The organism is Streptomyces melanogenes (assembly GCF_014649795.1).
In the GTDB taxonomy this organism is placed as follows: Bacteria; Actinomycetota; Actinomycetes; order Streptomycetales; family Streptomycetaceae; genus Streptomyces; species Streptomyces noboritoensis.
On record NZ_BMTS01000008.1, the window covers coordinates 22,888 to 49,285 of the forward strand.

20 protein-coding genes are annotated in these 26,398 nt (G+C 72.3%); 6 read left to right on the forward strand and 14 right to left on the reverse strand.

The features are described from left to right. Positions 1-14 precede the first annotated feature (14 nt). On the forward strand, positions 15-2,384 hold the full coding sequence (locus tag IE252_RS18610) for a Tex family protein (RefSeq protein ID WP_190090564.1): 2,370 nt from the start codon (positions 15-17) through the stop codon (positions 2,382-2,384). Between the two features lie 144 nt (positions 2,385-2,528). Here the strand turns inward: IE252_RS18610 and IE252_RS18615 are convergent, their stop codons facing one another. The 6 genes from IE252_RS18615 to IE252_RS18640 form a co-directional block, all read right to left on the reverse strand. Then, a complete protein-coding gene (locus IE252_RS18615) occupies positions 2,529-3,857 on the reverse strand; it encodes an XrtP-associated glycosyltransferase (RefSeq protein ID WP_190090565.1) in 1,329 nt (442 codons plus the stop codon). A gap of 199 nt (positions 3,858-4,056) precedes the next feature. Next, complete coding sequence (gene wecB, locus IE252_RS18620; protein WP_229848554.1) at positions 4,057-5,184, reverse strand: non-hydrolyzing UDP-N-acetylglucosamine 2-epimerase; 1,128 nt, start codon at positions 5,182-5,184, stop codon at positions 4,057-4,059. A gap of 168 nt (positions 5,185-5,352) precedes the next feature. Then, positions 5,353-6,045, reverse strand: coding sequence for a response regulator transcription factor (locus tag IE252_RS18625; protein WP_190090566.1), 693 nt, complete (start codon positions 6,043-6,045; stop codon positions 5,353-5,355). After that, the gene (locus IE252_RS18630; protein WP_229848556.1) at positions 6,042-7,175 is read right to left on the reverse strand and encodes a PAS domain-containing sensor histidine kinase; all 1,134 of its coding nucleotides are present in this window, start codon (positions 7,173-7,175) and stop codon (positions 6,042-6,044) included. Before IE252_RS18630 ends, IE252_RS18625 begins: the two co-directional genes overlap by 4 nt. A gap of 82 nt (positions 7,176-7,257) precedes the next feature. Next, on the reverse strand, positions 7,258-8,898 hold the full coding sequence (locus IE252_RS18635) for an ABC-F family ATP-binding cassette domain-containing protein (protein WP_190090568.1): 1,641 nt from the start codon (positions 8,896-8,898) through the stop codon (positions 7,258-7,260). A 111-nt stretch (positions 8,899-9,009) separates the two neighbouring features. Next, entirely contained in the window at positions 9,010-10,026 is a 1,017-nt protein-coding gene (locus IE252_RS18640; protein ID WP_190090569.1) for an oxidoreductase, read from the reverse strand. 65 nt (positions 10,027-10,091) lie between these two features. Here IE252_RS18640 and IE252_RS18645 point away from each other — a divergent pair, with 65 nt between their 5' ends. Continuing rightward, on the forward strand, positions 10,092-11,024 hold the full coding sequence (locus IE252_RS18645; RefSeq protein ID WP_229848558.1) for an FAD-dependent oxidoreductase: 933 nt from the start codon (positions 10,092-10,094) through the stop codon (positions 11,022-11,024). Between the two features lie 24 nt (positions 11,025-11,048). On the opposite strand, the gene IE252_RS18650 is transcribed toward IE252_RS18645, so the two are convergent. After that, positions 11,049-12,323, reverse strand: coding sequence for a M14 family metallopeptidase (locus IE252_RS18650; protein ID WP_190090570.1), 1,275 nt, complete (start codon positions 12,321-12,323; stop codon positions 11,049-11,051). Next, on the reverse strand, positions 12,320-14,314 hold the full coding sequence (locus IE252_RS18655; RefSeq protein WP_190090571.1) for a Xaa-Pro dipeptidyl-peptidase: 1,995 nt from the start codon (positions 14,312-14,314) through the stop codon (positions 12,320-12,322). The genes IE252_RS18650 and IE252_RS18655 overlap by 4 nt, the downstream gene beginning before the upstream one ends. A gap of 190 nt (positions 14,315-14,504) precedes the next feature. Here IE252_RS18655 and IE252_RS18660 point away from each other — a divergent pair, with 190 nt between their 5' ends. Further along, a complete protein-coding gene (locus IE252_RS18660) occupies positions 14,505-16,004 on the forward strand; it encodes a M1 family metallopeptidase (RefSeq protein WP_190090572.1) in 1,500 nt (499 codons plus the stop codon). Positions 16,005-16,143: 139 nt separating this feature from the next. Continuing rightward, complete coding sequence (locus IE252_RS18665; protein ID WP_190090573.1) at positions 16,144-17,178, forward strand: LacI family DNA-binding transcriptional regulator; 1,035 nt, start codon at positions 16,144-16,146, stop codon at positions 17,176-17,178. A gap of 4 nt (positions 17,179-17,182) precedes the next feature. Here the strand turns inward: IE252_RS18665 and IE252_RS18670 are convergent, their stop codons facing one another. Next, on the reverse strand, positions 17,183-18,040 hold the full coding sequence (locus IE252_RS18670) for an oxygenase MpaB family protein (protein ID WP_190090574.1): 858 nt from the start codon (positions 18,038-18,040) through the stop codon (positions 17,183-17,185). A gap of 210 nt (positions 18,041-18,250) precedes the next feature. Here IE252_RS18670 and sph point away from each other — a divergent pair, with 210 nt between their 5' ends. Further along, positions 18,251-19,240: a sphingomyelin phosphodiesterase gene (gene sph, locus IE252_RS18675; protein ID WP_190090575.1), complete on the forward strand. Its 990-nt coding sequence runs from the start codon at positions 18,251-18,253 to the stop codon at positions 19,238-19,240. Positions 19,241-19,339: 99 nt separating this feature from the next. Continuing rightward, positions 19,340-20,077, forward strand: a complete 738-nt coding sequence (locus IE252_RS18680) for a MerR family transcriptional regulator (protein ID WP_190090576.1) — start codon at positions 19,340-19,342, stop codon at positions 20,075-20,077. A gap of 39 nt (positions 20,078-20,116) precedes the next feature. On the opposite strand, the gene IE252_RS18685 is transcribed toward IE252_RS18680, so the two are convergent. From IE252_RS18685 to IE252_RS18705, 5 genes are all read right to left on the reverse strand, one after another. Continuing rightward, complete coding sequence (locus IE252_RS18685) at positions 20,117-22,291, reverse strand: 3-hydroxyacyl-CoA dehydrogenase NAD-binding domain-containing protein (RefSeq protein ID WP_190090577.1); 2,175 nt, start codon at positions 22,289-22,291, stop codon at positions 20,117-20,119. Positions 22,292-22,331: 40 nt separating this feature from the next. Then, a complete protein-coding gene (locus IE252_RS18690) occupies positions 22,332-23,546 on the reverse strand; it encodes an acetyl-CoA C-acetyltransferase (RefSeq protein ID WP_190090578.1) in 1,215 nt (404 codons plus the stop codon). A gap of 21 nt (positions 23,547-23,567) precedes the next feature. After that, positions 23,568-24,710, reverse strand: a complete 1,143-nt coding sequence (locus tag IE252_RS18695) for an acyl-CoA dehydrogenase family protein (RefSeq protein WP_190090579.1) — start codon at positions 24,708-24,710, stop codon at positions 23,568-23,570. After that, on the reverse strand, positions 24,707-25,897 hold the full coding sequence (locus IE252_RS18700; RefSeq protein ID WP_190090580.1) for a CaiB/BaiF CoA transferase family protein: 1,191 nt from the start codon (positions 25,895-25,897) through the stop codon (positions 24,707-24,709). Before IE252_RS18700 ends, IE252_RS18695 begins: the two co-directional genes overlap by 4 nt. A 98-nt stretch (positions 25,898-25,995) precedes the next feature. Next, positions 25,996-26,379 (reverse strand): MmcQ/YjbR family DNA-binding protein, encoded by a 384-nt coding sequence (locus IE252_RS18705; RefSeq protein WP_190090581.1) that lies wholly within the window; start codon positions 26,377-26,379, stop codon positions 25,996-25,998. Positions 26,380-26,398: the final 19 nt, after the last annotated feature.

The window sequence follows — 26,398 nt, forward strand, 5'->3', positions numbered from 1 at the left end:
GGCGGTACGGGATCGTGACGACGTCCATCGAAGGCAGGATCGCCGAGGAACTCGGCGTACGGGAGCGGCAGGTGAAGGCCGCCGTCGAGCTGCTCGACGGAGGGTCGACCGTGCCGTTCATCGCGCGCTACCGCAAGGAAGCGACCGAGATGCTCGACGACGCCCAGCTGCGCACCCTGGAGGAGCGGCTGCGGTATCTGCGCGAGCTGGAGGACCGCCGCACGGCGGTCCTCGACTCCGTACGCGAGCAGGGCAAGCTCACCGAGGAGCTGGAGCGGCAGATCCGCGCCGCCGACACCAAGGCGCGCCTGGAGGACATCTACCTGCCCTTCAAGCCCAAGCGCCGCACCAAGGCGCAGATCGCGCGCGAGGCGGGCCTGGAACCGCTGGCGCAGGGCCTGCTCACCGACCCGTCGGTGGAGCCGCTGGCCGCCGCGGCCGCGTTCGTCGACGCGGACAAGGGCGTCGCGGACCCGGCGGCGGCCCTGGAGGGCGCCCGCGCCATCCTCACCGAGCGGTTCTCCGAGGACGCCGACCTGATCGGCGAGGTGCGCGAGCGGATGTGGGCCAAGGGCCGCCTCGCGGCCAAGGTGCGCGAGGGCAAGGAGGAGGCGGGCGCCAAGTTCGCCGACTACTTCGACTTCACCGAGCCGTTCACGGCGCTGCCCTCGCACCGGGTCCTGGCGATGCTGCGCGGCGAGAAGGAGGAGGTCCTCGACCTCGTCCTGGAGCCCGAGGAGCCGTCGGAGGTGCCCGGCCCCTCGGCGTACGAGAACATGGTGGCGCGCCGCTTCGGCATCGCGGACCGGGGCCGGCCGGGCGACAAGTGGCTGGCCGACACCGTCCGTTGGGCCTGGCGCACCCGGATCCTGGTCCACCTCGGCATCGACCTGCGGCTGCGGCTGCGCACGGCCGCCGAGGACGAGGCGGTGCGGGTCTTCGCGTCGAACCTGCGCGACCTGCTGCTCGCCGCCCCGGCCGGGACGCGCGCGACGCTGGGGCTCGACCCCGGGTTCCGTACGGGCGTGAAGGTGGCCGTCGTGGACGCGACGGGCAAGGTCGTGGCGACGGACGTGATCTACCCGCACGTCCCGGCCAACAAGTGGGACCAGGCGCTGGCCAAGCTGGCGGGCCTCGCCAAGGAGCACGCGGTCGAGCTGATCGCCATCGGCAACGGCACGGCGTCCCGCGAGACCGACAAGCTCGCCGGTGAACTGATCACCAAGCACCCCGAGTTGAAGCTCACCAAGGTGATGGTGTCGGAGGCGGGCGCCTCGGTGTACTCGGCGTCGGCGTTCGCCTCGCAGGAGCTGCCCGACATGGACGTGTCGCTGCGCGGCGCGGTCTCCATCGCCCGCCGCCTCCAGGACCCGCTCGCCGAGCTGGTCAAGATCGACCCCAAGTCGATCGGCGTCGGCCAGTACCAGCACGACCTCTCCGAGGTGAAGCTCTCGCGCTCGCTCGACGCGGTCGTGGAGGACTGTGTGAACGGGGTGGGCGTGGACGTCAACACCGCGTCCGCGCCGCTCCTCTCGCGCGTCTCGGGCATCGGCGCCGGACTCGCCGAGAACATCGTGGCGCACCGCGACGCCAACGGCCCGTTCCGCTCGCGCAGGGCGCTGAAGGACGTGGCCCGCCTGGGCCCGAAGGCGTACGAGCAGTGCGCGGGCTTCCTGCGGATCCGCGGCGGCGACGACCCGCTGGACTCGTCCAGCGTGCACCCCGAGGCGTATCCGGTGGTGCGCCGGATGGTGAAGTCCACGGGCAGCGAGGTGGCGGCGCTCATCGGCAACACGGCGGTGCTGCGGTCGCTGCGGGCCGACACGTTCGTGGACGAGACGTTCGGTCTGCCGACCGTCACGGACATCCTGCGCGAGCTGGAGAAGCCCGGGCGCGACCCCCGGCCCGCCTTCAAGACGGCGACCTTCAAGGAGGGCGTCGAGAAGATCGGCGACCTGGAGCCGGGGATGGTCCTTGAGGGCGTGGTGACGAACGTGGCGGCGTTCGGCGCGTTCATCGACATCGGGGTGCACCAGGACGGGCTCGCGCATGTGTCGGCGCTGTCCAAGACGTTTGTGAAGGACCCGCGCGAGGTGGTGAAGCCGGGGGACATCGTCAAGGTGAAGGTGCTTGATGTGGATGTGCCGCGTAAGCGGATTTCTTTGACGCTGCGGTTGGATGACGAGGCGAGCGCCGGCGCCTCGGGCGGCGGGCCGAAGCGGGAGGAGCGGGGTGGGCGGCCCCCGCGGCAGCGTCAGCAGCAGCGGCGCGGTGGCGGTGACCGGGACCGTGGTGGTCGTCAGTCGGCGCCGCCTCCGGCGAATGGGGCGATGGCGGATGCCCTTCGCAAGGCGGGGTTGCTGGATCCGAAGGGGCGCCGCTGAGGGGGGCGGGCGGGGTGGAGCGGTGCCCGGGGACGGGGTGCCGCTGTGCCCACCCTCCCCCAAGCTCTCGGCTTCGCTCGAGCAGGGGGGACCCCCATCGCCCTTAGCGGCACGATTGCCCACAGCTCCTCCGGAGGGGGGTTGCTAGCCCTCCAGGGCCACCGGGCCCGTTGTGACAGGTTCCGCGTTCCTTCGTGTCTTTGCCCAGCCGTTGCGGCCTCGGGTCATGCGGATGAAGGCGCGGGCCGAGACCACGAAGAGGTGGTAGGCGTACAGCCAGAGGGCCACGCCCCACAGGACCGCCGTGAGGCGGGAGGCGTCGGGGGCGTGGTCGCGGCGGTAGACCGGGCCCCACAGGACGAACGGGCCGATGGCCAGGGCCGCGAGCACCAGCATGAGCGGCCACAGGGTGAGTGAGCCGATGCCGCCCAGGACCAGCATCGCCGCGCTCAGCGCGAGCGTCAGCAGATGCGCGACCGGCTGGCAGAACGTGTACAGCGTCTCCAGGACGCCCCGGCCGCTGTAGTGGCGGGACGAGACGATGCGTGGGGCGTAGCGCACGCACTGGAGGTTGCCCTGGGCCCAGCGGGTGCGCTGGGTGAGCAGTCGGCGGGCGTGCGGCAGGCCTTCCTGGGAGACCCAGGTGTCGGCGATGTGCGTGATGCGGAAGCCCGCGAGGATCATGTGCAGGCCGAGCTCGTAGTCCTCCAGGAGCGCGCCGCGCTGCCACGGGCGGCGTTCGGCGTCGGCGATCCGGTCGAGCGCGGAGAGCCGGGTGAACTGGCCGTTGCCGCCCAGGCCGACCGAGCCGGTACGGCCGCGCAGCAGCTGCATCCCGGCGTTGGAGACGGCGAACTCCATGTCCTGGACGCGGACGAGGAGCCGCGCGAAGGCGTTGGCGACCCGGCCGCGCTCGGGCAGCGGGCGGGGGTCGTCCACGTTGCGCATCCGCACGCTGACCTGCACCCCGCCGATCTCCGGGTCGCCGAACGCGGCCGGGCCCGAGACCAGTTCGAGGGCGCGCGGGTCGAGCCGCCCGTCGGCGTCCACGACGCACACCACGACCCGGTCGCGGTCGGCGCCCGCCGGCAGGAACTCCCCGAGCTGGTCGTACGCGGCGTTCAGCGCGTCGCCCTTGCCGGTGCGGGCGTCGGGGCGTATTCGACGTACGAGATGGACGCGGCGGTCGTCCTCCGCCAGGGCGGCGACGATCAGCCCGGTCCGGTCGTCACTGTCGTCGTCGACGACCCACACGTGCGCGGCCGGAAAATCGGCCCGGAGCTGCGAAACGGTGGCCCCCACGACGGCCTCCTCGTCCCGACACGGCACGAAGAAGTGCCATTCGAGAGCGGCGGGGTCCCCGGCCTCGGCACGCGGCCGGTTGAGGTAGGCGTGCCGGGCTCCGGCCCAGTAGAGGAGGAAGCAGGTGAGGAGGACGAAGGGGAAGAGGAGGATGAGGAGGCTGTCGAACATGGGGGGCTTTCGGTGAGTTGGGGGGCGGCCCTTCAGGGACGCGGGGAACGGCGCGACCAGCCGACGGACGGCCTTCGGCCTCTAAGGGGCGCGGGGAACCGCGCGGCCAGCCAGCGACGACCCGCAGCCGACCGGCGGCACTTCCGGCCCCATAAGGGGCGCGGGGAACTGCGCCGCGAGCGACCGCGTCGGTGAAGTGCTACGCCGCCGCCCCGTACGGCATCACGGCCAGTTCCGACAGCAGCCCCACGATCCGGCGCGACGCGAGCCCGTCGCCGAACGGGCTCGGCAGTGCCGCGAGCCGGGCGCGGCCCGCCGTACCCAGGGCCAGCCCGTCCCGCGCGGCACGCCCGAGCGCGGGGCCAGGCGCCACCAGCGTCGCGAAGTCGGCCATCGCCTCCGGCCGCTCCGTGGAGTTGCGGACGACCACCAGCGGCCGCCCCAACACGGTGACCTCCTCCTGGACGCCCCCGGAGTCGGAGACGAGCAGCGCCGCGTGCCGCGCCAGGGCGAGGAAGTCGCGGTACCCGAGCGGACGGGTCACCCGCAGTGGCGCGAGCAGCGCGGCGAGCCCCGCCGCCTCGACGCACGCCCGGGTACGCGGGTGCAGCGGCAGCACCACCGGCACGTCGGCCGCCAGCGCGGCCAGCTCCGTGAGGATCGCGCGCAGGGCCGCCGGGTCGTCGGTGTTCTCGGGGCGGTGGACCGTGGCCAGGACGTAGCCGTCCGGGGTGAGGCCCAGCTCATCCAGGTGCGCGGAGCGCTCGTCGGCGTCCGGCAGCTGGCTGTGGACCGCCTCGACCACCGTGTTGCCGGTGATCTCCACGAGCTCCGGGGCCACGCCCTCGGCCAGCAGGTTGTCGCGGTTCTCCGGCGTCGCCGCGCACAGGACGTCGGCGAGCCGGTCGATCAGGACCCGGTTGTGCTCCTCCGGCATGTTCCGGTCGTGGCTGCGCAGCCCCGCCTCGACGTGGACGAGCGGGACCGACCGGGCGTTGGCGGCGAGGGCACCGGCGAGTGCGGCGTTGGTGTCGCCCTGGACGACCACGGCGAGCGGCGGCTCCGCCAGGAACAGCGCGTCGAGCTGGGCCAGGGCCGCCGAGATCTGGACGGCGCGGGGGTGGCCGCCGATGCCGGTGAGGTAGGTCGGCTCGGGTATGCCGAGGTCGGTGAGGAACCGGCCGGAGAGCTCCTCGTCGTAGTGCTGGCCCGTGTGCACGACGTGCGCGGCGGGTCCGAGGAGGCGGATCAGCTCGGTGAGCTTGACCAGCTCGGGGCGGGTGCCGAGGACGAGGGCGATGCTGCGGGGTGGCAGGTGGGTGGGCACGGGGGCTCCTGGGACGGCCGGGCGGGACGTCCATGAGCGTGGCCGGGGAGCGTTGCGGGGGGTGGTGGCGGTTGGTTGCCCGACGGTTGCGGTGTGGGGGTTCGGGACGTTCGGCCCCGGGCGGGCGGGACCTTTGGCCCCCACCCCGCCCCTCCCGGGTGGGAAGCCTCAGACCCCCGTCTCCCCCCGATATCGATACCCCATCCCCCGCACCGCCTCGATCGGATCCCCCTCCCCCTCGCCCGCCGCCTGCTGCAGCTTCCGGCGCAGTCTCAGTACCGCGAACTTCACCCGGTCGCGGCCGATGCCCTGGGGGTCGTCCCAGACCTGGTCGAGGAGCTGGTCCGTGGTGACCACTCGGCCTCGGTTGCGGACCAGGAGTTGGAGGAGGCGGTATTCGATGTCGCTGAGGCGGACCTCCTCGCCGTGCCAGAGGGCCGCGCGGCGTTCGGGGACCAGGCGCAGGGCGTCGTCGTGGGCGGCGCCCGCCCAGCGCGCGGGGGCGGCCCGGCGGAGCAGGGCCTCGACCCTGGCGAGGAGTTCGTCGTTGCCGAACGGCTTGGGCAGGTAGTCGTCGGCCCCGGCCCGCAGCCCCCGCACCCGGTCGCTCTCGGCGCCGCGTGCGGTGAGGAGCAGGACGGGCAGGTCGGTCATGTCCCGAGTGCGTTCCAGGACCTGCCAGCCGTCGAGGCCGGGCAGGCCGATGTCGAGCAGCATCAGGTCGGGGCCGTCGGCGAAGAGGCGGCGCAGGCCCTCGCGGCCGTCGGCGGCGGCCACCACCTCGTACCCGGCCCTGGTCAGCAGCACCCGCAGCGCCGTCGCCACGTCCGGGTCGTCCTCGACGACCAGGATCCGCGTCACGGCTCCTCCCCGCCGCGCCCGGGCCCGGCCACCGGCAGGCGCAGGGTGAAGACCGCTCCCCCGCCGGGCGCGTCCGAGACGGTGAGGTCACCGCCGTGGCGGCGCACGATGTCCCGGCTGAAGGTGAGGCCGAGACCGGTGCCGGGGAAGCCGCCGCTCTCGGCGTTGGGGGCCCGTACGAAACCGGAGAAGATCTCCTCCCGGTACGCCTCCGGCACGCCGATCCCCGTGTCCGAGACCGTGATGCGCCAGCCCTCGCCCTCCGGCGCCGCGTCGATCCCCACCGCCCCGCCCGGTGGCGTGAACTTGGCCGCGTTCTCCAGGAGGTTCGCCAGGACGTGTTCGAGGCGGTGCTCGTCGCCGTACAGCGGTGGGCCCGGCTCGCAGGAGAGGACCGTGAACAGGCCCGCTTCCGTCAGTGTCGACATGCGGTCGTGCACCGCGTGCTCCAGCATCCGCGCGATGTCCACCTCGCCGAACTCCAGGCGCAGTTGGGGCTCGCGCATCCGGGTGGTGTCGAGCAGCGTGGTGATCACGGTCGCCATCCGCCGCGCGTTGCGGCGGATCGCGTCCAGGAAGTCCAGCCGGTCCGCGTCCAGGGGGCCCGACGCCGGGTCCGCGAGCAGGTCGCAGAAGCTGATGATGGAGGTCAGCGGGGTGCGGAGGTTGTGCGACGCGGAGGCGAGGAACTCGTTGCGCTGGCGGGCCAGCTCCGCCAGCGCCTCGTTGTCCCGCCGCAGCGCGTGCTCCCGGCGCTTGTCCTCGGTGATGTCCTCGGCGGTCCACAGCGACCCGAAGGGCCGCCCGCCCGAGTCGTAGAGCGGCTCGACGTCGCGGCGGATGACCCGGCCGTCGGTGAGGTCGATCTCGGCGGCGCGGTGGATACGGCGGGCGGCGATCGTGTGGGTGGTCTCGACGACCCAGGCGGGGCGGTCCGCGAAGGTGTCGCAGACCGCCTCGACCACCGGTCCGAGCGGGGCCCCTGGCTCGTACGACACCCGTCCGGCCAGGCCGAACATCTCCACGAAGCGGCGGTTGACGGCGACCACGTGCTCGTCGCCGCCTTGCACGATCGCCGCCCGGGGCAGCGCCTCCAGAACGGCCTGCAGTCGGTCGCGCTCGCGGTCCACCCGCTCACCGTACGCGCGCACCGGCCGCCGCTCACGTAACGCGGGCGCGTCCCGGCGCACAACCGGTCGCGTCAGCGCACGGTCAGCTCAGCTCCGTCACCTTGCCGTCGGCGACCTCGATGCGCCGGGTCGTGTGCACCGCGTCCAGCATCCGGCGGTCGTGGGTGACCAGGAGCAGCGTGCCGGTGTACGAGTCGAGGGCGGACTCCAGCTGCTCGATCGCCGGGAGGTCGAGGTGGTTGGTCGGCTCGTCGAGGACGAGCAGGTTGACGCCCCGGCCCTGGAGCAGCGCGAGCGCGGCCCGGGTGCGCTCGCCGGGCGAGAGCGAGGCGGCGGGGCGCAGCACGTGGTCGGCCCGCAGGCCGAACTTGGCGAGGAGCGTGCGCACCTCGGCCGGCTCGGTGTCGGGCACGGCCGCGCAGAACGCTTCCAGTAGGGCCTCCTCGCCGACGAAGAGGCCCCGGGCCTGGTCGACCTCGCCGACGATCACGCCGGAGCCGAGCGTCGCCCGCCCGGCGTCGAGCTGGAGGCGGCCGAGCAGGGCGGCGAGCAGGGTGGACTTGCCGGAGCCGTTGGCGCCGGTGATCGCCACGCGGTCGGCCCAGTCGATCTGGAGGGTCGCGGGGCCGAAGGTGTAGTCGCCGCGCCGGATCTCGGCCTGGCTGAGGGTGGCGACGACCGCCCCGGAGCGCGGCGCGGCCGCGATCTCCATCCGGAGCTCCCACTCCTTGCGGGGCTCGTCGACGACGTCCAGGCGCTCGATCATGCGCTGGGTCTGGCGGGCCTTGGAGGCCTGCTTCTCGCTGGCGTCGCTGCGGAACTTCCGGCCGATCTTGTCGTTGTCGCCCGCCTTGCGGCGGGCGTTCTTGACGCCCTTGTCCATCCAGCCGCGCTGCATCAGGGCCCGGCTCTCCAGGGCCGAGCGCTTGTCCGCGTACTCCTCGTAGTCCTCGCGGGCGTGCCTGCGGGCGGTGGCGCGCTCTTCCAGATACGCCTCGTAGCCGCCGCCGTAGAGCGTGATCTGCTGCTGCGCGAGGTCGAGTTCGAGCACCTTGGTGACCGTGCGGGTGAGGAACTCGCGGTCGTGGCTGACCACGACCGTGCCCGCGCGCAGGCCTTTGACGAAGGACTCGAGGCGCTCCAGACCGTCGAGGTCGAGGTCGTTGGTGGGCTCGTCGAGCAGGAACACGTCGTACCGCGACAGCAGCAGCGAGGCCAGTCCCGCGCGGGCGGCCTGGCCGCCGGAGAGGGCCGTCATCGGCTGGTCGAGGCCGATGGTGAGGCCGAGGGTGGCCGCGACCTCCTCGGCGCGCTCGTCCAGGTCGGCGCCGCCGAGGTCGAGCCAGCGCTCCAGGCTCTCCGCGTACGCGTCGTCGCTGCCGGGGGCTCCGTCGACCAGGGCCTGGGTGGCCGCGTCCATGGCCTCCTGGGCGGCCGCCACGCCGGTGCGGCGGGCGAGGAAGGCGCGCACGGTCTCGCCGGGGCGCCGGTCCGGCTCCTGCGGCAGGTGGCCCACGGTGGCGCCGGGCGGCGAGAGCTTCAGCTCGCCGTCCTCCGGCGTGTCGAGTCCGGCGAGCAGCCGGAGCAGGGAGGACTTCCCCGCCCCGTTCGCCCCGACGAGGCCGATGACGTCGCCGGGGGCGACGACGAGGTCGAGCCCGGCGAAGAGCGTGCGGTCGCCGTGGCCGGCGGCGAGGTCCTTGGCGACGAGAGTGGCAGTCATGAGGACATAGATCCTACTGGGGTGCGCTGACACCGGCCGACGAATATCCGCCGGGGCCCGGTCCGCCCGCACACTGCGGACCGATTCCGCAGGTCGCCCCAGCGGACCGTTTCAGCGCACCACCGCCGCCGTGATCACTCCGCCCGTCGTGCGCGCCACCAGGAAGGCCTCTCCGCGCAGGGCGCGCTCGTCCAGCGGGATGCGGTGCGGGCCGGGGTCGAGGACCGCGTCCAGGACCTCCTGGGTGTGCACGCGGTGCAGCCGGTCCAGGCGGTACGCGGTGAGCCGCACCCGGCAGGTCGCGCCGACCGCGAGCCGGGCCTCCTCCGGGGACGCGGAGAGGTAGGTGAGCCGGCGCTGGCCCGGCGGGGTGCGGTCCAGGGCCTGTTCCAGCTGGGCCACCAGGAGCGGGGTGATGGGGGCCAGGCCCGTCACGTACACGGGGTGCGTGTGGGCGCGGCCGAACGCGGCGCGCACCGCCGCGCGTTCGGCCTCCGGGACCGCGCGGCCGAAGGCGACCGCGCCGTAGGTGGCGAGCTCCTCGGGAACCGCCTCGGTCACGTCGTGGGCGATGTCCGCGCCGATGCCGATCGAGCGCAGGGCCGCCGCGAGCTTGCCGAGGACGGCCGCGCGGGCCCCCACCAGCAGGACCCGGCGCCGGGGCGGCTCGTCGCAGAGCAGCCGCTCCAAGGCGGCTCTGTACTCCTCGGCGCGGAAGCGGAACGGCCCTATCCCGTGGTAGCCGTTGAGCGGCAGATCGGGCACGGGCCCGGTCTGCCAGGCGAAGTCCCGCCAGATGATGTCGTCGCCGGAGCGCTCGATGACCGCGGTGACCGCGCCGCACGCCAGGTCCTCGCACTCCGGGCAGGCATAGACCACGTACCGCCCGTCGGCGAGCGGCGGTTCGGTCTCCAGGAGGAGGCTGCGCACCTGGGCGCCGAGGATGGCGGGCGGCACGTCCGCCGCGAGCGGGGAGACGGCGTCGAGGTCGGCGAGTTGGAGCAGCAGCGGCCGGCCGTCGACGACGAAGTCCATGAAGTCGCGGTGCAGCTGGGGAGAGCCGGCCCCCGCCACGTCGCCTGCCCGCATCGCGGGGGCGAGTGCGAAGGTCGCGTACGCGGCAGACATGTCCTGAGTATTCCCATCTGCGGCTGTTCCGAGCACGGGGTCACCCATTCCGCTACCGTCCCGCCATGAGCGAGCAGATGATCGTGCTGGGTGGCGGAGTGATCGGGCTGACCACGGCGGTGGTCCTGGCGGAGTCGGACCGCCAGGTGCGGGTGTGGAGCCGGGATCCGGTCGGGGAGACGACGTCGGCGGTGGCGGGGGCGCTGTGGTGGCCGTACCGCATCGAGCCCGCCGGGCGGGTCGGCGACTGGGCGCTGGCCTCCCTGCGGGTGTACGAGGAGTTGGCCGCCGATCCCGGGCGGACCGGGGTGCGCCTCGTCGAGGGGCTGCAGTCTGGCCTGAACCTCGCCGAACTGGGGCCGTGGGCGGCCGGGGTGGCCGGGCTGGGCGAGTCTTCGGACGGGGTGCGCGCCCGGATACCGCTGATCGACATGCCGGTGCACCTGGCGTGGCTGCGGGGGCGTCTGGAGGCGGCGGGCGGGACCGTGGAGATACGCGAGCTCGACGGGTTGCCCGACGCGCCTGTCGTGGTCAACTGCACGGGTCTGGGCGCCCGTACGCTCGTTCCCGACCCCGGGGTGCGGCCGGTGCGCGGCCAGTTGGTGGTCGTGGAGAACCCCGGGGTGACCGAGTGGTACACCTCCGTCGACCACTCCTCCAGCGACACGACCTACTTCTTCCCCCAGCCCTACGGGCTGCTGCTCGGCGGCACCGCGCAGGACGACGACTGGGACCTCGCCCCGGACCCGCGCGTGGCCGAGGAGATCGTGGCGCGGTGCGCGCGGGTGCGTCCCGAGATCGCCGGGGCGCGGGTGCTCGCCCATCGGGTGGGGCTGCGGCCGGTGCGGGACGCGGGGGTGCGGATCGAGGCGGAGACCACCGCGTCGGGCGGGCTGCTGGTGCACAACTACGGGCACGGCGGCGCCGGGGTGACCGTCGCCTGGGGGTGTGCGCGGGAGGCGGCCGCGCTGGCCGCCTCCCGCACTCCCCTCCGGTGAGAACCCGTTGCGGCGGGCGCTGCCTCAGCAGCGCGGCACGGGTTCGGCCGCCGTCAGCCCGTACTGCGCACGGGCGTCGAGCAGCAGGGGCACGAGCGCCCGCAGCGGCTGGCGCAGCGGGACGAACGCGCCGTCGCCGGACCGGCGCGCCCGGATGCCGTGCAGGGCGAGCCGGTCCTTCACCTCGGCGTACTGGGCGGGTGTGAGGCGGTAGCCGCAGGGCGGGTCGGTCAGGGTCTGCTCGGGTTTGGCGGGTTCGTTGTCCGCTCCGCCTAGGTAGACCGGCCCGCGGTCGCGGTATCCGGCGAGCCGGGCGGCCGTGGTGGCCGCCTCGACGGCGCCCCTGCGCTCGGCCGTGAAGCTCAGCAGTCCGCGCAGCCCGCTCAGCTGGGAGACCACCCGGCGCCGGTTGTTGAGCGCCGGGTCGGCCTTCTCGGCATCGGTCGCCGCGTCCACGCGGCTCTCGATGAGCAGGCCGACGGCGTGCTTGATACCCGCCGTGTTGCGCAGGATCCGCTCCTGGCCGTCGCCCGCGACCTGTTTGACCGGCTCGCCGGTGACGGGGTCGGTCCAGATGCCGTAGGTGCCGGTGGAGAAGCCGTCCGCCTTGGCGGCCTCCCGTACGTACGCGCCCGACAGCGTCCGGGCCTCCTCGTGCACCGCCGGGGCGGTGTTGAGGTTGCGCGGCCACAGGTCGAACAGGTCCTTGTCGTAGTACTTGGGCGTGGCGCTGTACTCGTGCAGGTCGTAGACGACGTCGGGCTGTTCGTCGCGCAGCACGGCGGCGACGGCCCGGGCCTCCTGCGTCTTGAGGGCGATGTGGTCGCGGTTGATGTCGACGCCGTCGGCGTTGACGCGGCTGTCGGCGGCCCGGCCGTCCGGGTTGGCGGTCGGCACGACGTAGAGCGTGGTGTGTGCGAGGAGTTGGCGGGTCGCCCGGTCCTTCGCGTAGGCGAGGTCGCGGACGGTGGCCAGACAGGCCTCGCGGCCGGCCGGCTCGTCGCCGTGCTGGCTGCACACCAGCAGGACGCGGTGGGCGGTGTGCCCGGTGCCGACGCGGACGAGCTGGAGCGGGCGGCCCTGGGTGGTGGTGCCGATGCGCAGCACCGAGGCCCGGTCGCTGCCCTGGGCGACGGCCGCGAGGAAGTCCTGCTCCTCGCTCTCGCCGGTCCAGCGCGCCCCGGCGCTCACCTCGAAGCCGGTACGGGGCGGGCTCGCGGTCGCCCGCGCCGGGACGGTCACCAGGGGCACGGCGAGCGCGGCGCCCGTGACGCCGAGGAGCAGGGTGCGGGCTCTCATCGCGCCTCCGGGACCGGGCGGAGCAGGTGCGGGGCCTCGACGCCGGCCGGGTGCGGGACCTTCGGCGCGATCCGGTGCGGGGTGGTGGACGTGGCCCGCCAGAACGCCCCCGTACCGCCGAGGAGCGGCAGCTTCGCCGAGGTGCGGGCGAGGTCGAGGGTGAGGGTGGGGCGGCTCGCGGGCGGGTCGATGAGGTCCTTGTCGGTGCCCGCGACGATCAGCGCGAGGCGGTGGCCGGCCGGAACGACGTGGTCGGTGGCGTGCAGGTCGAGGGTGATCGTGTACGGCTTGCCCGGGGTGAGCGGCTGCCCGGTGTCGCCCGCGTAGTTGCCGAGGTCGGCCCAGCCGCGGCTGAACACGGTGTAGTCGACGGCCTTGGTGTCGGCCGATGTCACCTTGTAGCAGGCGCTGTCCCCGGCCGTGCTGTCGCCCCAGCAGGTGCGGGCGGTGCCGGTGAGGATGCCCTCTCCGTCGCCGCCGTAGTTGCGGATGGTGTCGGGGCCGAGGTCGACCAGGACCGCCGAGAGGTGGGCGCTGGTGGTGGTCGGGGTGGCGGTGACGGTCACCTTCGAGGAGCCGGAAAGGCGCAGGTCGGCGCCGAGCGGCTGGGTGACGAACCCGGCCTTCTCCGGAGTGGACCTGTCGACGGCCGCGGACCAGCTTCCCTCGTCCAGCTGCGGGTTGTCGGTGAACGTCTCGGTCGCTCCGGCGGGCGCCGGGTTCAGGCCGAGGCCGCCGACGCCGGGCGCGGAGCCGGTGACCGGGCGCAGCACGGCGTCACGGGTGCCGGCCGGGGGCCAGGTGCGGTCGGTGGACCACTGGTCGGGGTGGCGCTCGATGTCGGCCATCGGCGCGCGCTCTATGCCGTTGTCGTAGCCGAGGAGGTAGTGGTCGAACCACTTGTGGAGGGTGGCGACCCAGTCGGCGCGGCGGTAGTCGAAGGGGTCGACGTGCCCGGTCTGGGAGAGCCAGATCTTGCGCTCGACGCCGTGGGCCGCCAGCGCGTCCCACCACTGGCCGAAGTTCTTGGTCCGTACGTTCAGGTCCTGCATGCCATGGACCACGAAGACGCTCGCCTTGACGTCGCCCGCGTCGGCCACGTAGTCGCGCCCGCTCCACAGCGGCGTCCAGTCGCCGGTGCGCGGCGCCCCGTCGACGAGCCGCTTCTGCACGGCGGCGCAGTGGGCCTGTGCCTCGGGGCTCTCGACCGCGTTGGAGAGCCAGTCGGGCCCGGAGTCGTAGAGCGGGGCGCCCTTGGCGAAGTAGTAGTCGTACCAGGAGGAGATGGCGCTGATCGGGACGATCGTCCTGAGGCCGTCGACGCCGGTGGCGGCCACGCCGTTGGCTATGGTGCCGTCCCAGCTCTTGCCGATCATGCCGGTGCGGCCGTTGGTCCAGCCCGCGCTCGCGCGCTGGTTCCCGGTCCGCGTGGTGTAGGCGCGGGCGCGGCCGTTGAGCCAGTCGACGACCGCCTTGGCGGACTGGATGTCGGACGGGCCGCCGATGTCGACACAGCCGTCCGAGCGATTGGTTCCGGCCAGGTCGACGCCGACGAAGGCGTAGCCGCGGGGCACGAAGTAGTTGTCGTAGAAGAGCGGCATCTGGACGACGCGGCCCTGTGCGTCGTACGTCTTGAGCTGGTGCTCGTTGCCGCGTCCGCAGCAGGAGTAGTACGGCGAGGCGTCCATGATGACCGGAACCTTGCGGCCCTGGCTGGCGGGCTCGCGGGGGCGGACTATGTCGACGGCGACCCGGTCGCCCCTGCCGTCGCCGTCCTCGTCGAGCCGGGTGTCGACCCAGACGGATTCGCGTATCGCGTTCTCGTACGAGTAGACGGGCGTGCTCTCCCTGGCACGGCCCGCCTGGGCGCCCGCCGGGGAGAGGAACAGGGCCGTCAGGGCGGCCGCGGCCGCCATCACGAGCAGGCGCGCCCAACCGGGCGACCGGAGCGATCTGAACCTTGTGCGGCTGGACCGCGCAGGAATCGGCATGGGCGGACGGTACTCCCGTCAACTCCCGTGCAAAAGGGGGCATGCACGGTCCGAAAGTGCTCCTGGACGAGCAGGTCAACATGTCGGCGCAATGGCGATCGTGTGACAGGTGGGGCCATGGACATGACCTGCCGGGCGGGCGCTGAATAGGGTCCGAAGAGATCGTTCACCCCGACGACTTGGAGCACTCGTGCACCGCAGAATCCTCGCCCCGAGCGTGCTCGCCGCGTCCTTGCTGCTGGCGATCCCGGCATCCGCGACCGACTTCACACCGGGCGCCCCGGGTATCGGCGACCCCTACTACCCGAGCAGCGGCAATGGCGGTTACGACGTTTCCCACTACGACCTGCGACTGAAGTACCAGCCCGCCACCGACCTCCTGGAGGGCACGGCGACGATCCTGGCCACCACGACGCAGAACCTCTCCCGCTTCAACCTGGACTTCGGGCTCGCGGTGAGCGAGGTCAGGGTCAACGGCACCAAGGCGAAGTACGTCAAGACCGGCACCCAGGAGCTGGAGATCACCCCGGCCGCGCCGCTGGCCAAGGGCAAGTCGGTCTCGGTGGTGGTGAAGTACGCGGGCAAGCCGTCCGAGCTGAGCATCGACGGGTACACCGCCTGGCACCGCACCCCGGACGGCGGGGTGGCGGCGCAGGAGCCCGACTCGGCCGTGTGGTGGTTCCCGTCCAACGACCACCCGCTGGACAAGGCCACCTACGACGTGTCGGTGCTGGTGCCGGACGGCACCCAGGCGATCAGCAACGGCACGCTCCAGTCGCAGAGTTCCAAGCTGGGCTGGACCCGCTACAACTGGCGCTCCAACAAGCCGCAGGCCACCTATCTGGCGACGCTCGCGATCGGCAAGTTCGACATCACGACCGACACCACGGCCAACGGGCTGCCGGTCATCAACGCGTACAGCAAGGACCTCGGCGACAACGACGGTGCCGCGCGGGCCAGCATCGAGCGCACCAAGGAGGTCACCGAGTGGCTGAGTGACGTGTTCGGACCGTATCCGTTCAACTCGGTCGGCGGCTACGTGCCGAACGTGACCTCCGGCTTCGCCCTTGAGACCCAGACGCGGCCGTACTACAGCCCCAAGCAGTTCGCGAACGGCGCCAACGTCTCGGTGGTCGTCCACGAGCTGGCCCACCAGTGGTACGGCGACAGCGTCTCGGTGAACGGCTGGAAGGACATCTGGAACAACGAGGGCTTCGCCCGCTACGCCCAGTGGCTCTGGTCGGAGAAGGAGGGCGAGGGCACCGCGCAGGAGCTCGCGGACTACGTGTACGCGCAGCACCCGGCCGACGACCCGTTCTGGAAGGTGAAGCCGGGCGACCCGGGCGCGGACAACCAGTTCGACCTCGCCGTCTACGACCGGGGCGGGCTCGCCCTCCAGGCGCTGCGCAACGCGGTCGGCGACAAGACGTTCTTCACGATCCTGAAGGGCTGGCCGGCGGCCCACCAGTACGGCAACGCCAAGGTGGGCGACTTCGTGCAGTACGCGGAGAAGGTCTCCGGCAAGCCGCTGGCCGGGCTCTTCGACACGTGGCTCTACCAGCCCGTCAAGCCCGCCGCCCCGGCCGCCAAGAAGGCGAAGCTGGTGGCCGGTTCGGCCGGCTCGGTGGTGACGCAGCCGAAGTCCTGGAAGAAGATCGCGGCGACGAACGAGATCCACGACCGTCACTGACGCGAGCACGGCTCCGGTGGGCGGGCGCGGCTGGGGAGCCCGCGCCCGCCCACCGGGTCTCCCCCGGGGCCGCCGGATACGCTGGGCGCGGCGCAGCGCCGTGCGCCGCAACCACCGCCGCGCACGAGGAGCACCCGCCTTGACCGTGCAGCACCCCGGGGCCCGCCCCACCCTGGAAGCCGTCGCCGCGCACGCCGGGGTCTCGCGGGCCACGGCCTCCCGGGTCGTCAACGGCGGTGCGGGGGTGCGGCCGCCGCTCGTCGACAAGGTGCGCCGGGCGGTCGAGGAGCTGGGTTACGTACCCAACCACGCGGCCCGGACGCTGGTCACCCGCCGCACCGGCGCCGTCGCCGTGATCATCCCCGAGCCGGAGATCAGGATCTTCTCCGACCCGTTCTTCTCGCAGCAGATCCGGGGCATCAGCAGGGAACTCACCGCGCACGACACCCAGTTGGTGCTGCTCCTGGTGGAGGGGCCGGGCGACTACGACCGGATCGCGCGCTATCTCGCGGGCGGCCACGTCGACGGCGCGCTCGCCTTCTCGCTGCACACCGACGACCCGCTGCCCGCGATCGCCCGCAGGACCGGGATGCCGACGGTGTACGGGGGCCGCCCTGGCTGGCCGACGGCGCCGGGCGAGCGGCCCGTCCCGTACGTGGACGCCGACAACCGGGGCGGCGCGCGGCAGGCCGTACGCCATCTGCTCGCGCTCGGCCGCAGCCGGATCGCCCACATCGCGGGCCCGCGCGACCAGACGTCGGCGACGGACCGGCTCGACGGGTTCCACGACGTGCTGCCCGGCGCCGATCCCGAGCTGGTCGAGGAGGGCGCCTTCACGGCGGAGAGCGGGGCCCGTGCGATGGCCCGGCTGATGGAGCGGCGCCCGGACCTGGACGCGGTGTTCGCCGCGAACGACCTGATGGCGTCGGGCGCCCTGCGGGTGCTGCGCGAGCACGGGCGCCGGGTGCCCGAGGACGTGGCCCTGGTCGGCTTCGACGACATGCGCGGGGTGGCCGAGACGACCGATCCGCCGCTGACCACGGTCCGCCAGGACATCGAGGGGATGGGCCGGCTGATGGCCCGGCTGCTGCTGCGGGGCCTGGCCGAGGGGGCGCCGGACGCGCCGACCCCGGTGATCACGGAGACGGCGCTGGTGCGTCGGTCCTCGGCCTGACGTTTCAGCGTCTGTGCCGCGCCCTTGCCTCCCGGGCGAGCGGGAGGTAGCGCAGCCGCTCGGGCAGTACGGGCACGACGGCCCGCACCACGCGGCCGAACCGGCGCAGCTTCCGCTCCTGCGCGTCGGTCCACTCGAGGCCCAGCGCGTCGCGCGCGTCCGGCGGCAGGAACCCGATGGTCGCGAACCGCCGGAAGCGGGATATGCGCGGCAGCAGCACCGGCCAGCACAGCCGGAGCAGCAGCCGGACGGGCAGCGGGCCGCGGTCGGGGGCCGGGACCTTCGCGTCGACCGAGATCAGCTCCTCGACGACCGCGTTCGAGGCGATCTCGTCGCCCAGCATCTTGCGGTAGTACGGCCAGAACTCCTCGATCGTCTGCGGCATGTCCCGGTCGTGGATGCCCAGGATGCGCCCCACCTGGAGCCACTCGGCGTACAGCTGCCGCTCCTGGGCCTCGGTGAGGGGGCGGTTCAGATACTTCTGGGAGTGGGCGAAGACGGGGTAGCCGGTGGCGTGCACCCAGGCGTAGTTGGCCGGGGTCAGCGCGTGGTACGGGCGGCCCCGGGTGTCGGTGCCCTGGATGGTCCGGTGCAGTCGGCGCAGCCGCCGCCCCTCCTCGGCGGCCGCCTCGCCGCCGTACACCCACAGCTGTAGGGAGCGCAGGGAGCGCTCGCCGCGCCCCCAGGGGTCGGTCCGGAACACGGAGTGCTCGTCGACCCCGGCGCCGACGGCCGGGTGCGCGACCTGGAGGGTGAGCGCGGCGGGCAGGGTGAGCAGCATCCGTACGTCGCCGGCGAGGCTCCACAGGACACCGCCGGGCGGAGGCGGGGTGGGGACTGACGGCTGACGATTTTCGATCATGTATTCAGGGATATCAGATAACAGATGACACATTCTCCCCACTGTCATCCGGGCTGACATCCGGCCTGACAGCCGGCACCGCCGCACCAAGATCGCCCGCTAGTTACGACCCCGGCAAGAAATGCGCCACCGAACGGTTACCCCGAAGTAACTGTGGCTGGTTTGATGTGCCCGCCAGGCCAACCCCCCACTCCACTCTCGGGAGTTCCAGTGCCGCACTCCGCGCTTCGCCGTGTCCCCGGCGCGGCCCTCGCCACCGCGCTCGCCGCCGTCACGCTGGCCGCCGCCGCCCCGTCGGCCTCGGCCGACACCGCCTCGGCGGACGCGCCCAAGCTGAAGGTCCTGACGTACAACACGTTCATGATGAGCACCAACCTGTACCCGAACTGGGGCCAGGAGCACCGGGCGCAGGCGATACCCGCCGCTTCCTTCTTCCAGGGCAACGACGTCGTCGTCCTCCAGGAGGCGTTCGACAACACCACCTCGGACGCGCTGAAGCGGAACGCCGCCGCCCAGTACCCGTACCAGACGCCGGTCGTCGGCCGGAGCAAGGACGGCTGGGACGCCACCAGCGGCTCGTACTCCTCGACCACCCCCGAGGACGGCGGCGTCACCGTGCTCAGCAAGTGGCCGATCGTCCGCAAGGAGCAGGTGATCTTCAAGGACGCCTGCGGCGCCGACTGGTGGTCCAACAAGGGCATCGCGTACGTCGTGCTGAACGTCAACGGCACCAAGGTGCACGTCGTGGGCACCCACCTGCAGTCCACCGACTCCGGGTGCGGCGCGGGCGAGGCCGCCAAGGACCGCTCGCTCCAGCTCAAGGCGATCAAGTCGTTCCTGGACGCCAAGAACATCCCGGCGAACGAGCAGGTCATGCTCGCCGGTGACCTCAACGTCGACTCGCACAGCTCCGAGTACGCCTCGATGCTCACCGACGGCGGTCTGGTCGCGGCGGACTCGCGCACCGGCCACACCTACTCGTTCGACACCGTCGACAACTCCATCGCCGCCTACCGCTACCCCGGCGAGGCGCGCGAGGACCTCGACTACGTGCTGCACTTCCAGGGGCACGCGCGTCCCTCCGGCTGGAACAACAACGTCGTCAAGGAGCAGTCGGCGCCCTGGACGGTGAGCAGCTGGGGCAAGAGCTACACGTACACCAACCTCTCCGACCACTACCCGCTGGTCGCGGGCGGCTGATGCGCTGAGGCGGCCCGTTCCCCGGGTGGGTGACAACAGTGGTGAGACAGCAATACTGTTGCATCGCAGTCCGCGCACCCGGGGAAACGAGGCACCGCCATGGCGACGGAGACCGAGGAGCCGACCCTGACGGTCGACGAACTGGCCGCGCGGGCCGGGGTCACCGTGCGCACCATCCGTTTCTACAGCACGCGCGGCCTGCTGCCACCGCCCGCGATCGGGCCGCGCCGCGTCGGCCACTACGGCCCTGCGCATCTGTCCCGCCTCGCGCTGATCGAGGAGTTGCAGCACCACGGGATGACGCTGGCCGCGATCGAGCGGTATCTGGAGCAGCTGCCGCCCGACCTCAGCGCCCACGACCTGGCCATCCACCGTGCCGTGGTGGCCTCCTGGGCCCCCGACGCGGCCGAGGAGGCGACCCGGGCCGAGCTGGAGCGGCGGGCCGGGCGGGCCCTGTCCGACACCGACATCGACCGGCTGGCCGCGATGAGCGTCCTTGAGCGGACCGAGGCGAAGCCCGACGCGTTCCTGGTCGACCCGGGCCTGCTGGCGCTCGGGGTGCAGCTCCTGGACGTGCCGATCGCGCACGAGACGATCCTGGCGGCGCGGACCGTGCTGCTGGAGCACACCCGCTCGGCCGCGCACGAGCTGACACGGCTGTTCCGGGACGAGGTGTGGAACCCGTACCGGGAGCGGGAGTCGGACCCCGACCACGTGGCGGCGATGCGGTCACTGTCGGCCCATATGCAGCCCATGGTGGTGCAGGCGCTGGTCACCGCGTTCCAGCGCTCGCTCAAGGAGGAGCTGCGGGCGGCGTTCCGCGCCGAGTCGGAGTGACGGGCGGGGGCTCTCCGGCCCCCGCCCGCACCCCTTCGCTCACGCGTCGGTGAACTTCTCGCCCTTCTCCGCCTTCGCCACGAGCAGCGCGGGCGGCAGGAACCGGTCGCCGTAGCGCTCGGCCAGCTCGCGGGCGCGGGCCACGAAGCCGGGGAGCCCGCCCTCGTACCCGTTGATGTACTGGATCACGCCGCCGGTCCACGCCGGGAAGCCGATGCCCATGATGGAGCCGATGTTGGCGTCGGCGACCGAGGTGAGCACGCCTTCCTCGAAGAGGCGGACGGTGTCGAGCGACTCCGCGAAGAGCATCCGCTCCTTCATGTCCTCGAAGGGGACGTCCGCGCCGGGCTTGCCGAAGTGCTCGCGCAGCCCCGGCCAGAGCCGGACGCGCTTGCCGTCGCCGTCGTACTCGTAGAAGCCCGCGCCGCCGCTGCGGCCGGGGCGGCCGAACTCGTCGACCATGCGGTCGATGACCGCGTCCGCCGGGTGGCCGGGCCAGACACCGCCCGCCTCCTCGACCGCGCGCCGCGTCTCGTCGCGGATCTTGCGGGGCAGGGTGAGGGTCAGCTCGTCCATCAGCGAGAGCACCTTGGCGGGGTAGCCCGCCTGGCCCGCCGCCTGCTCGATCGACGCGGGCTCGACGCCCTCGCCGAGCATCGCGACGCCCTCGTTGATGAACTGGCCGATGACCCGCGAGGTGAAGAAGCCGCGCGAGTCGTTGACCACGATCGGGGTCTTCTTGATCTGGCGGACCAGGTCGAAGGCGCGGGCCAGCGCCTCCTCGCCGGTGCGCTCGCCCTTGATGATCTCGACGAGCGGCATCTTGTCGACGGGCGAGAAGAAGTGCAGCCCGATGAAGTCGGCCTGGCGCGTGACACCCTCGGCGAGACCGGTGATCGGCAGGGTCGAGGTGTTGGAGCAGAGCAGCGCGTCCGGCTCGACGACGTCCTGGATCTCCTGGAACACCTTGTGCTTGAGCTCGGTGTTCTCGAAGACCGCCTCGATCACCGCGTCGCAGCCCGCCAGGTCCTGCGGGGTGGCGGTGGGGGTGATCCGGGCCAGCAGCTCGTCGCGCTCGGCCTCGGTGGTGCGGCCCCGCGAGAGCGCCTTGGCGAGGAGCTTCTCCGAGTACGCCTTGCCCTTCTGCGCGGCCTCCAGCGAGACGTCCTTGAGGACGACCTCGATGCCGGCCCGGGCGCATGAGTACGCGATGCCCGCGCCCATCATGCCCGCGCCGAGCACGGCGACCTTGCGGACCGGGCGCGGCTCGATGCCCTTGGGGCGGTTGGCGCCGGAGTTGACGGCCTGGAGGTCGAAGAAGAACGCCTGGATCATGTTCTTCGCGGTCTGGCCGGTGACCAGCTCGGTGAAGTAGCGCGCCTCGATGGTCAGCGCGGTCTCGAAGTCGACCTGGGAGCCCTCGACGGCGGCCGCGAGGATGTTGCGCGGGGCCGGGTAGGGGGCGCCGTTCAGCTGCTTCTTCAGGTTGGCCGGGAAGGCGGGCAGGTTGGCGGCGAACTTCGGGTTCGACGGGGTGCCGCCCGGGATCCGGTAGCCCTTGACGTCCCACGGCTGCTGGGATTCGGGGTGGGCGTCGATGAAGGCGCGCGCCTTGGCGAGCATCTCCTCGGGGGTGGCCGCGACCTCGTGCACCAGGCCGTTCTCCAGGGCCCGCTGCGGGGAGTACTGGGTGCCCTGGAGGAGCACCTTCAGGAGCGCGTCCGCGATGCCCATCAGCCGTACGGTACGGGTCACGCCGCCGCCCGCCGGGAGCAGGCCCAGCGTCACCTCGGGCAGGCCGATCTTGGAGCCGGGGGCGTCGAGCGCGATGCGGTGGTGGCTGGCGAGGGCGATCTCGTAACCGCCGCCGAGCGCCGCGCCGTTGATGGCGGCGACGACCGGCTTGCCCAGGGTCTCGATGCGGCGCAGCGAGCGCTTGATGGCGGTGCCGGTGTCGAAGGCCTGCTGGGCGTTCTCGGGGCCGACCTGGATCATGTCCTTGAGGTCGCCGCCCGCGAAGAACGTCTTCTTGGCGGAGGTGTAGACGATGCCCCGGATGGAGTCCTTCTCGGCCTCGGCGCGGTCGGCGATCGCCGCGATGGAGTCCTTGAAGGCCTGGTTCATCGTGTTGGCGGACTGGTTGGGGTCGTCGAGGACGAGGGTGACGACGCCGGTCTCGTCCTGTTGCCAGCGGATGGTCGTGCTTTCGGTCATTGCTCAGATCTCCGTATGAGGGGGTGCCGGGACAGGACGGTCAGAGACGCTCGACGACGGTGGCGATGCCCATGCCGCCGCCCACGCAGAGCGTGGCGAGGCCGTAGCGCTGGTCGCGGCGCTCCAGCTCGTCGACGAGCGTGCCGAGGATCATCGCGCCGGTGGCGCCCAGCGGGTGGCCCATGGCGATGGCGCCGCCATTGACGTTGATCTTGTCGAGCGAGAGGCCCATGTCCCGGGCGAAGCGCAGCACCACGCCCGCGAACGCCTCGTTGATCTCGACGAGGTCGATGTCGTCGATGGTGAGCCCGGCCTTGGCGAGCGCCTTGCGGGTGGCGGGGGCGGGGCCGGTCAGCATGATGGTGGGCTCGGAGCCGGAGACGGCCGCCGAGACGATGCGGGCGCGCGGGGTGAGGCCGTAGCGCTCGCCGACCTCGCGCGAGCCGATGGCGACCAGGGCGGCGCCGTCGACGATGCCGGAGGAGTTGCCCGCGTGGTGGACGTGGTCGATCTTCTCCACCCAGTGGTACTTCTGGAGCGCCACCGCGTCGAAGCCGCCCATCTCGCCGATGGCGGCGAACGAGGGCTTGAGGGCCGCGAGCGAGTCGGCGGTGGTGCCGGGGCGCATGTGCTCGTCGTGGTCGAGGACGACCAGGCCGTTGCGGTCCTTGACGGGGACGACGGACCGGGCGAAGCGGCCGTCCTTCCACGCGTCGGCGGCCCGCTCCTGGGAGAGCGCCGCGTACTCGTCGACATCGCGCCGCGAGAAGCCCTCGATCGTGGCGATCAGGTCGGCGCCGATGCCCTGCGGGGCGAAGTTGGTGTCGAAGTTGGTCATCGGGTCGGCGAACCAGGCGCCGCCGTCCGAGGCCATCGGCACCCTCGACATCGACTCGACGCCGCCCGCGAGCACCAGGTCCTCCCAGCCCGAACGGACCTTGGCGGCGGCCAGGTTGACCGCCTCCAGGCCCGAGGCACAGAAGCGGTTCTCCTGGACGCCGGCGACGGTGTCCGGCAGCCCGGCGGCGATCGCCGCGATCCGGGCGATGTCGGAGCCCTGGTCGCCGACCGGGCCGACCACGCCGAGCACGATGTCGTCGATCGCCGCCGGGTCGAGGTCGGGGAAGCGCCCCCGGATCTCGTGGATCAGCCCGACGACGAGGTCGATCGGCTTGGTGCCGTGCAGGGAGCCGTTGGCCTTGCCCCGGCCGCGCGGGGTGCGGATCGCGTCGTACACATACGCTTCGGTGCTCACGGAAAAGCCTTTCAAGGAGGGTTAGCCGAGGAGGGAACGACCGATGATCTCCTTCATGATCTCGGTGGTCCCGCCGTAGATGGTCTGGATGCGTCCGTCCGTGAAAGCCCTGGCGACGCGGTACTCGCTCATATAGCCGTAGCCGCCGTGCAGTTGCAGACAGCGGTCGGCGGTGCGCTTCTGGAGCTCGGTGGCCCACCACTTGGCCATCGAGGCGTGTACGGCGTCGAGCTCCCCGTTCGAGTGATCCACGATGCAGCGGTCGAGGAACGCGCGGGTGACGGCGCACTCGGTGGCGAGCTCGGCGATCTCGAAGCGGATGTGCTGCTTGGTGGCCAGCGGCCGCCCGAAGGCCTCGCGCTCCTTCACGTACTGCGTGGTGATCTCAAGCAGGTGTTCGGCGGCGGCGATCCCGGCCACGGCGATCGCCATCCGCTCCTGCGCCAGGTTGGTCATCAGGTGGACGAAGGCGCCGTTGAGCTCGCCGAGCAGGTTCTCCTTGGGGACGCGTACGTCGTTGAAGAACAGCTCGGCCGTGTCCTGGGACTTCTGGCCGATCTTGTCGAGGTTGCGGCCGCGCTCGAAGCCCGCCATGCCCCGCTCGACGACGAGCAGCGAGAGCCCGTGGGCGCCGCCCTCGGGGGTGGTCTTCGCGACGACGATCACCAGGTCGGCGAGGATGCCGTTGGAGATGAACGTCTTGGAGCCGTTGAGCAGCCAGTGGTCGCCCTTGTCCTCGGCGTGCGTGGCGATGCCCTGGAGGTCGGATCCGGCGCCGGGCTCGGTCATGGCGATCGCCGTGATCAGCGAGCCGTCGCAGAAGCCGGGCAGCCAGCGCCGCTTCTGCTCCTCGGTGGCCAGCCCGGTCAGATACGGCCCGATGATGTCGTTGTGCAGCCCGAGCGCGAGGCCCGCCGCGCCCGCCCGGGTGAACTCCTCGGCGAGCACCGCGCTGTAGCGGAAGTCGGCGTTGCCGCCGCCTCCGTACTCCTCGTCCACCGCGAGCCCGAGCAGCCCCTGGCGCCCGGCGGCCAGCCAGGCCTCGCGCGAGACGATGCCGTCCTTCTCCCACTGGTCGTAGTGCGGCAGGACCTCCTTGGCGAGGAAGGTGCGGACGGTCTCGCGGAAGGCGTCGTGCTCGGCGGTGAAGATCTGCCGCTTCAACGGTCGTTCTCCTCTGTGGACTTGGCGTTCCCGGACGCGGCGAGCTCCGGCACGCCCCAGTCGCGGGCGACCTCGGCGGTGTCGGCGCCGGGCAGGGCGGGCGGACGGCGGACGGCGCCGGGGGTGGCCGAGAACCGGGGCGCGGGCGCCGGCTGAGTCAGGCCGCCGTGCTCGACGAAGGTGGCGCGGGCGGCCAGATGCGGGTGGGCGGGCGCCTCGCGCAGCGAGAGCACAGGCGCCACGCACGCGTCCGACCCCTCGAAGACGGCCGTCCACTCCTCGCGCGTACGGGTGCGGAACCGCTCGGCGATGGCCGTGCGCAGCTCCGCCCAGCGGGCCAGGTCCTTGCGGGCCGGGGCGACCGCTTCGAGCCCCACGAGGCGGATGAACTCGTCGTAGAACTGCTGCTCGAGCGAGCCGACCGCCATGTACTGGCCGTCGGAGGTCTCGTAGGTGCCGTAGAACGGGCAGCCGCCGTCGAGCAGGTTGGCGCCGCGCCGGTCCTGCCAGCCGCCGGCCGCGATCATGCCGTGGATCATGGTGGCGAGGTGGGCGGCGCCGTCCACGATCGCGGCGTCCACGACCTGCCCTTCCCCCGCCGTCCGGGCGTGCTGGAGGGCGGCGAGGACGCCGACGACGAGGTAGAGCGAGCCGCCCGCGTAGTCGCCCACCAGGTTGGCGGGGACGGTCGGCCCCTCGTCCGGCTTGCCGATCATGCCCAGGGTGCCGGTGACGGCGATGTACGCGATGTCGTGTCCGGCGCGGGCGGCGAGCGGGCCGTCCTGGCCCCAGCCGGTCATCCGTCCGTAGACCAGCCTCGGATTGCGGGCCAGGCACTGCTCGGGCCCGACGCCGAGACGCTCGGCGACGCCGGGGCGGTAGCCCTCGACGAGGATGTCGGCCCGTTCGACCAGGTCGAGGACGCGGCGGGGGCCGTCCTCGGACTTCAAGTCGATCAGCACGGAGCGCTTGTTGCGGTTGGTCAGGTCGTACGCGGGGTTTATGGCCAGGCCGGCGCCGCCCGGGCGGTCGATCCTGACCACGTCGGCGCCGAGGTCGGCCAGGAGCATCGCGGCGAACGGGCCGGGCCCGATCCCCGCCAGCTCGACCACGCGCACCCCGGTGAGCGGGCCGTTCCCTGAACCTGTCATCGAGCCCCCAGCACTGTGACACAACTGATGTAACATCAGTGATGCTAAGAACACGTTCCACTTCGCACAAGCCCCTTGCGCGAGCAAGCGCTTGGTTTTTACCGAGTGGTACGCCAGTGTTCCATCGGCCCGGCTCAGCCGCCGTCGAGCTCCGCGATCAGCTTCTTCGTGGCGATCGCCCGATAGCTCTCCTCCACCCACTCGCAGAGCAAATCCGCCCTCGGCGCGCCCTTCTCGGCCAGCGGCACCCGCACCCAGCCCGACTTGCCCAGGCCGTACCCGGACGGCTGGGCGCCGGGTGAGGTCAGGGCGTGCGCGTGCGTGGCGTCGTCCGTCAGCTTGACGCCCATGCCCAGCGGATAGGTGCCGTCGTCAACACCGAGGAAGACGAAAATCTTTTTGTTGACCTTGATGACGGTCTCGCCCCAGGGGTGCTCCTCGACGGCCCCCGGCAGCCCCAGGGCAAACGCCCGCACCTTCTCCCATTTCGCCAGCGCGGCCTTCGGCGGTGCTCCCATGTCCGTCCTCCTCGCTCAC

What these genes read in the sequence shown, in the direction of transcription:
- IE252_RS18705 (WP_190090581.1), bottom strand. Translation starts at nt 26,379, where the DNA reads ATGGGAGCACCGCCGAAGGCCGCGCTGGCGAAATGGGAGAAGGTGCGG.
- IE252_RS18655 (WP_190090571.1), bottom strand. Translation starts at nt 14,314, where the DNA reads ATGCCGATTCCTGCGCGGTCCAGCCGCACAAGGTTCAGATCGCTCCGG.
- IE252_RS18700 (WP_190090580.1), bottom strand. Translation starts at nt 25,897, where the DNA reads ATGTTACATCAGTTGTGTCACAGTGCTGGGGGCTCGATGACAGGTTCA.
- IE252_RS18635 (WP_190090568.1), bottom strand. Translation starts at nt 8,898, where the DNA reads ATGACTGCCACTCTCGTCGCCAAGGACCTCGCCGCCGGCCACGGCGAC.
- IE252_RS18685 (WP_190090577.1), bottom strand. Translation starts at nt 22,291, where the DNA reads ATGACCGAAAGCACGACCATCCGCTGGCAACAGGACGAGACCGGCGTC.
- IE252_RS18680 (WP_190090576.1), top strand. Translation starts at nt 19,340, where the DNA reads ATGGCGACGGAGACCGAGGAGCCGACCCTGACGGTCGACGAACTGGCC.
- IE252_RS18640 (WP_190090569.1), bottom strand. Translation starts at nt 10,026, where the DNA reads ATGTCTGCCGCGTACGCGACCTTCGCACTCGCCCCCGCGATGCGGGCA.
- IE252_RS18670 (WP_190090574.1), bottom strand. Translation starts at nt 18,040, where the DNA reads ATGATCGAAAATCGTCAGCCGTCAGTCCCCACCCCGCCTCCGCCCGGC.
- IE252_RS18645 (WP_229848558.1), top strand. Translation starts at nt 10,092, where the DNA reads ATGAGCGAGCAGATGATCGTGCTGGGTGGCGGAGTGATCGGGCTGACC.
- IE252_RS18615 (WP_190090565.1), bottom strand. Translation starts at nt 3,857, where the DNA reads ATGTTCGACAGCCTCCTCATCCTCCTCTTCCCCTTCGTCCTCCTCACC.
- IE252_RS18650 (WP_190090570.1), bottom strand. Translation starts at nt 12,323, where the DNA reads ATGAGAGCCCGCACCCTGCTCCTCGGCGTCACGGGCGCCGCGCTCGCC.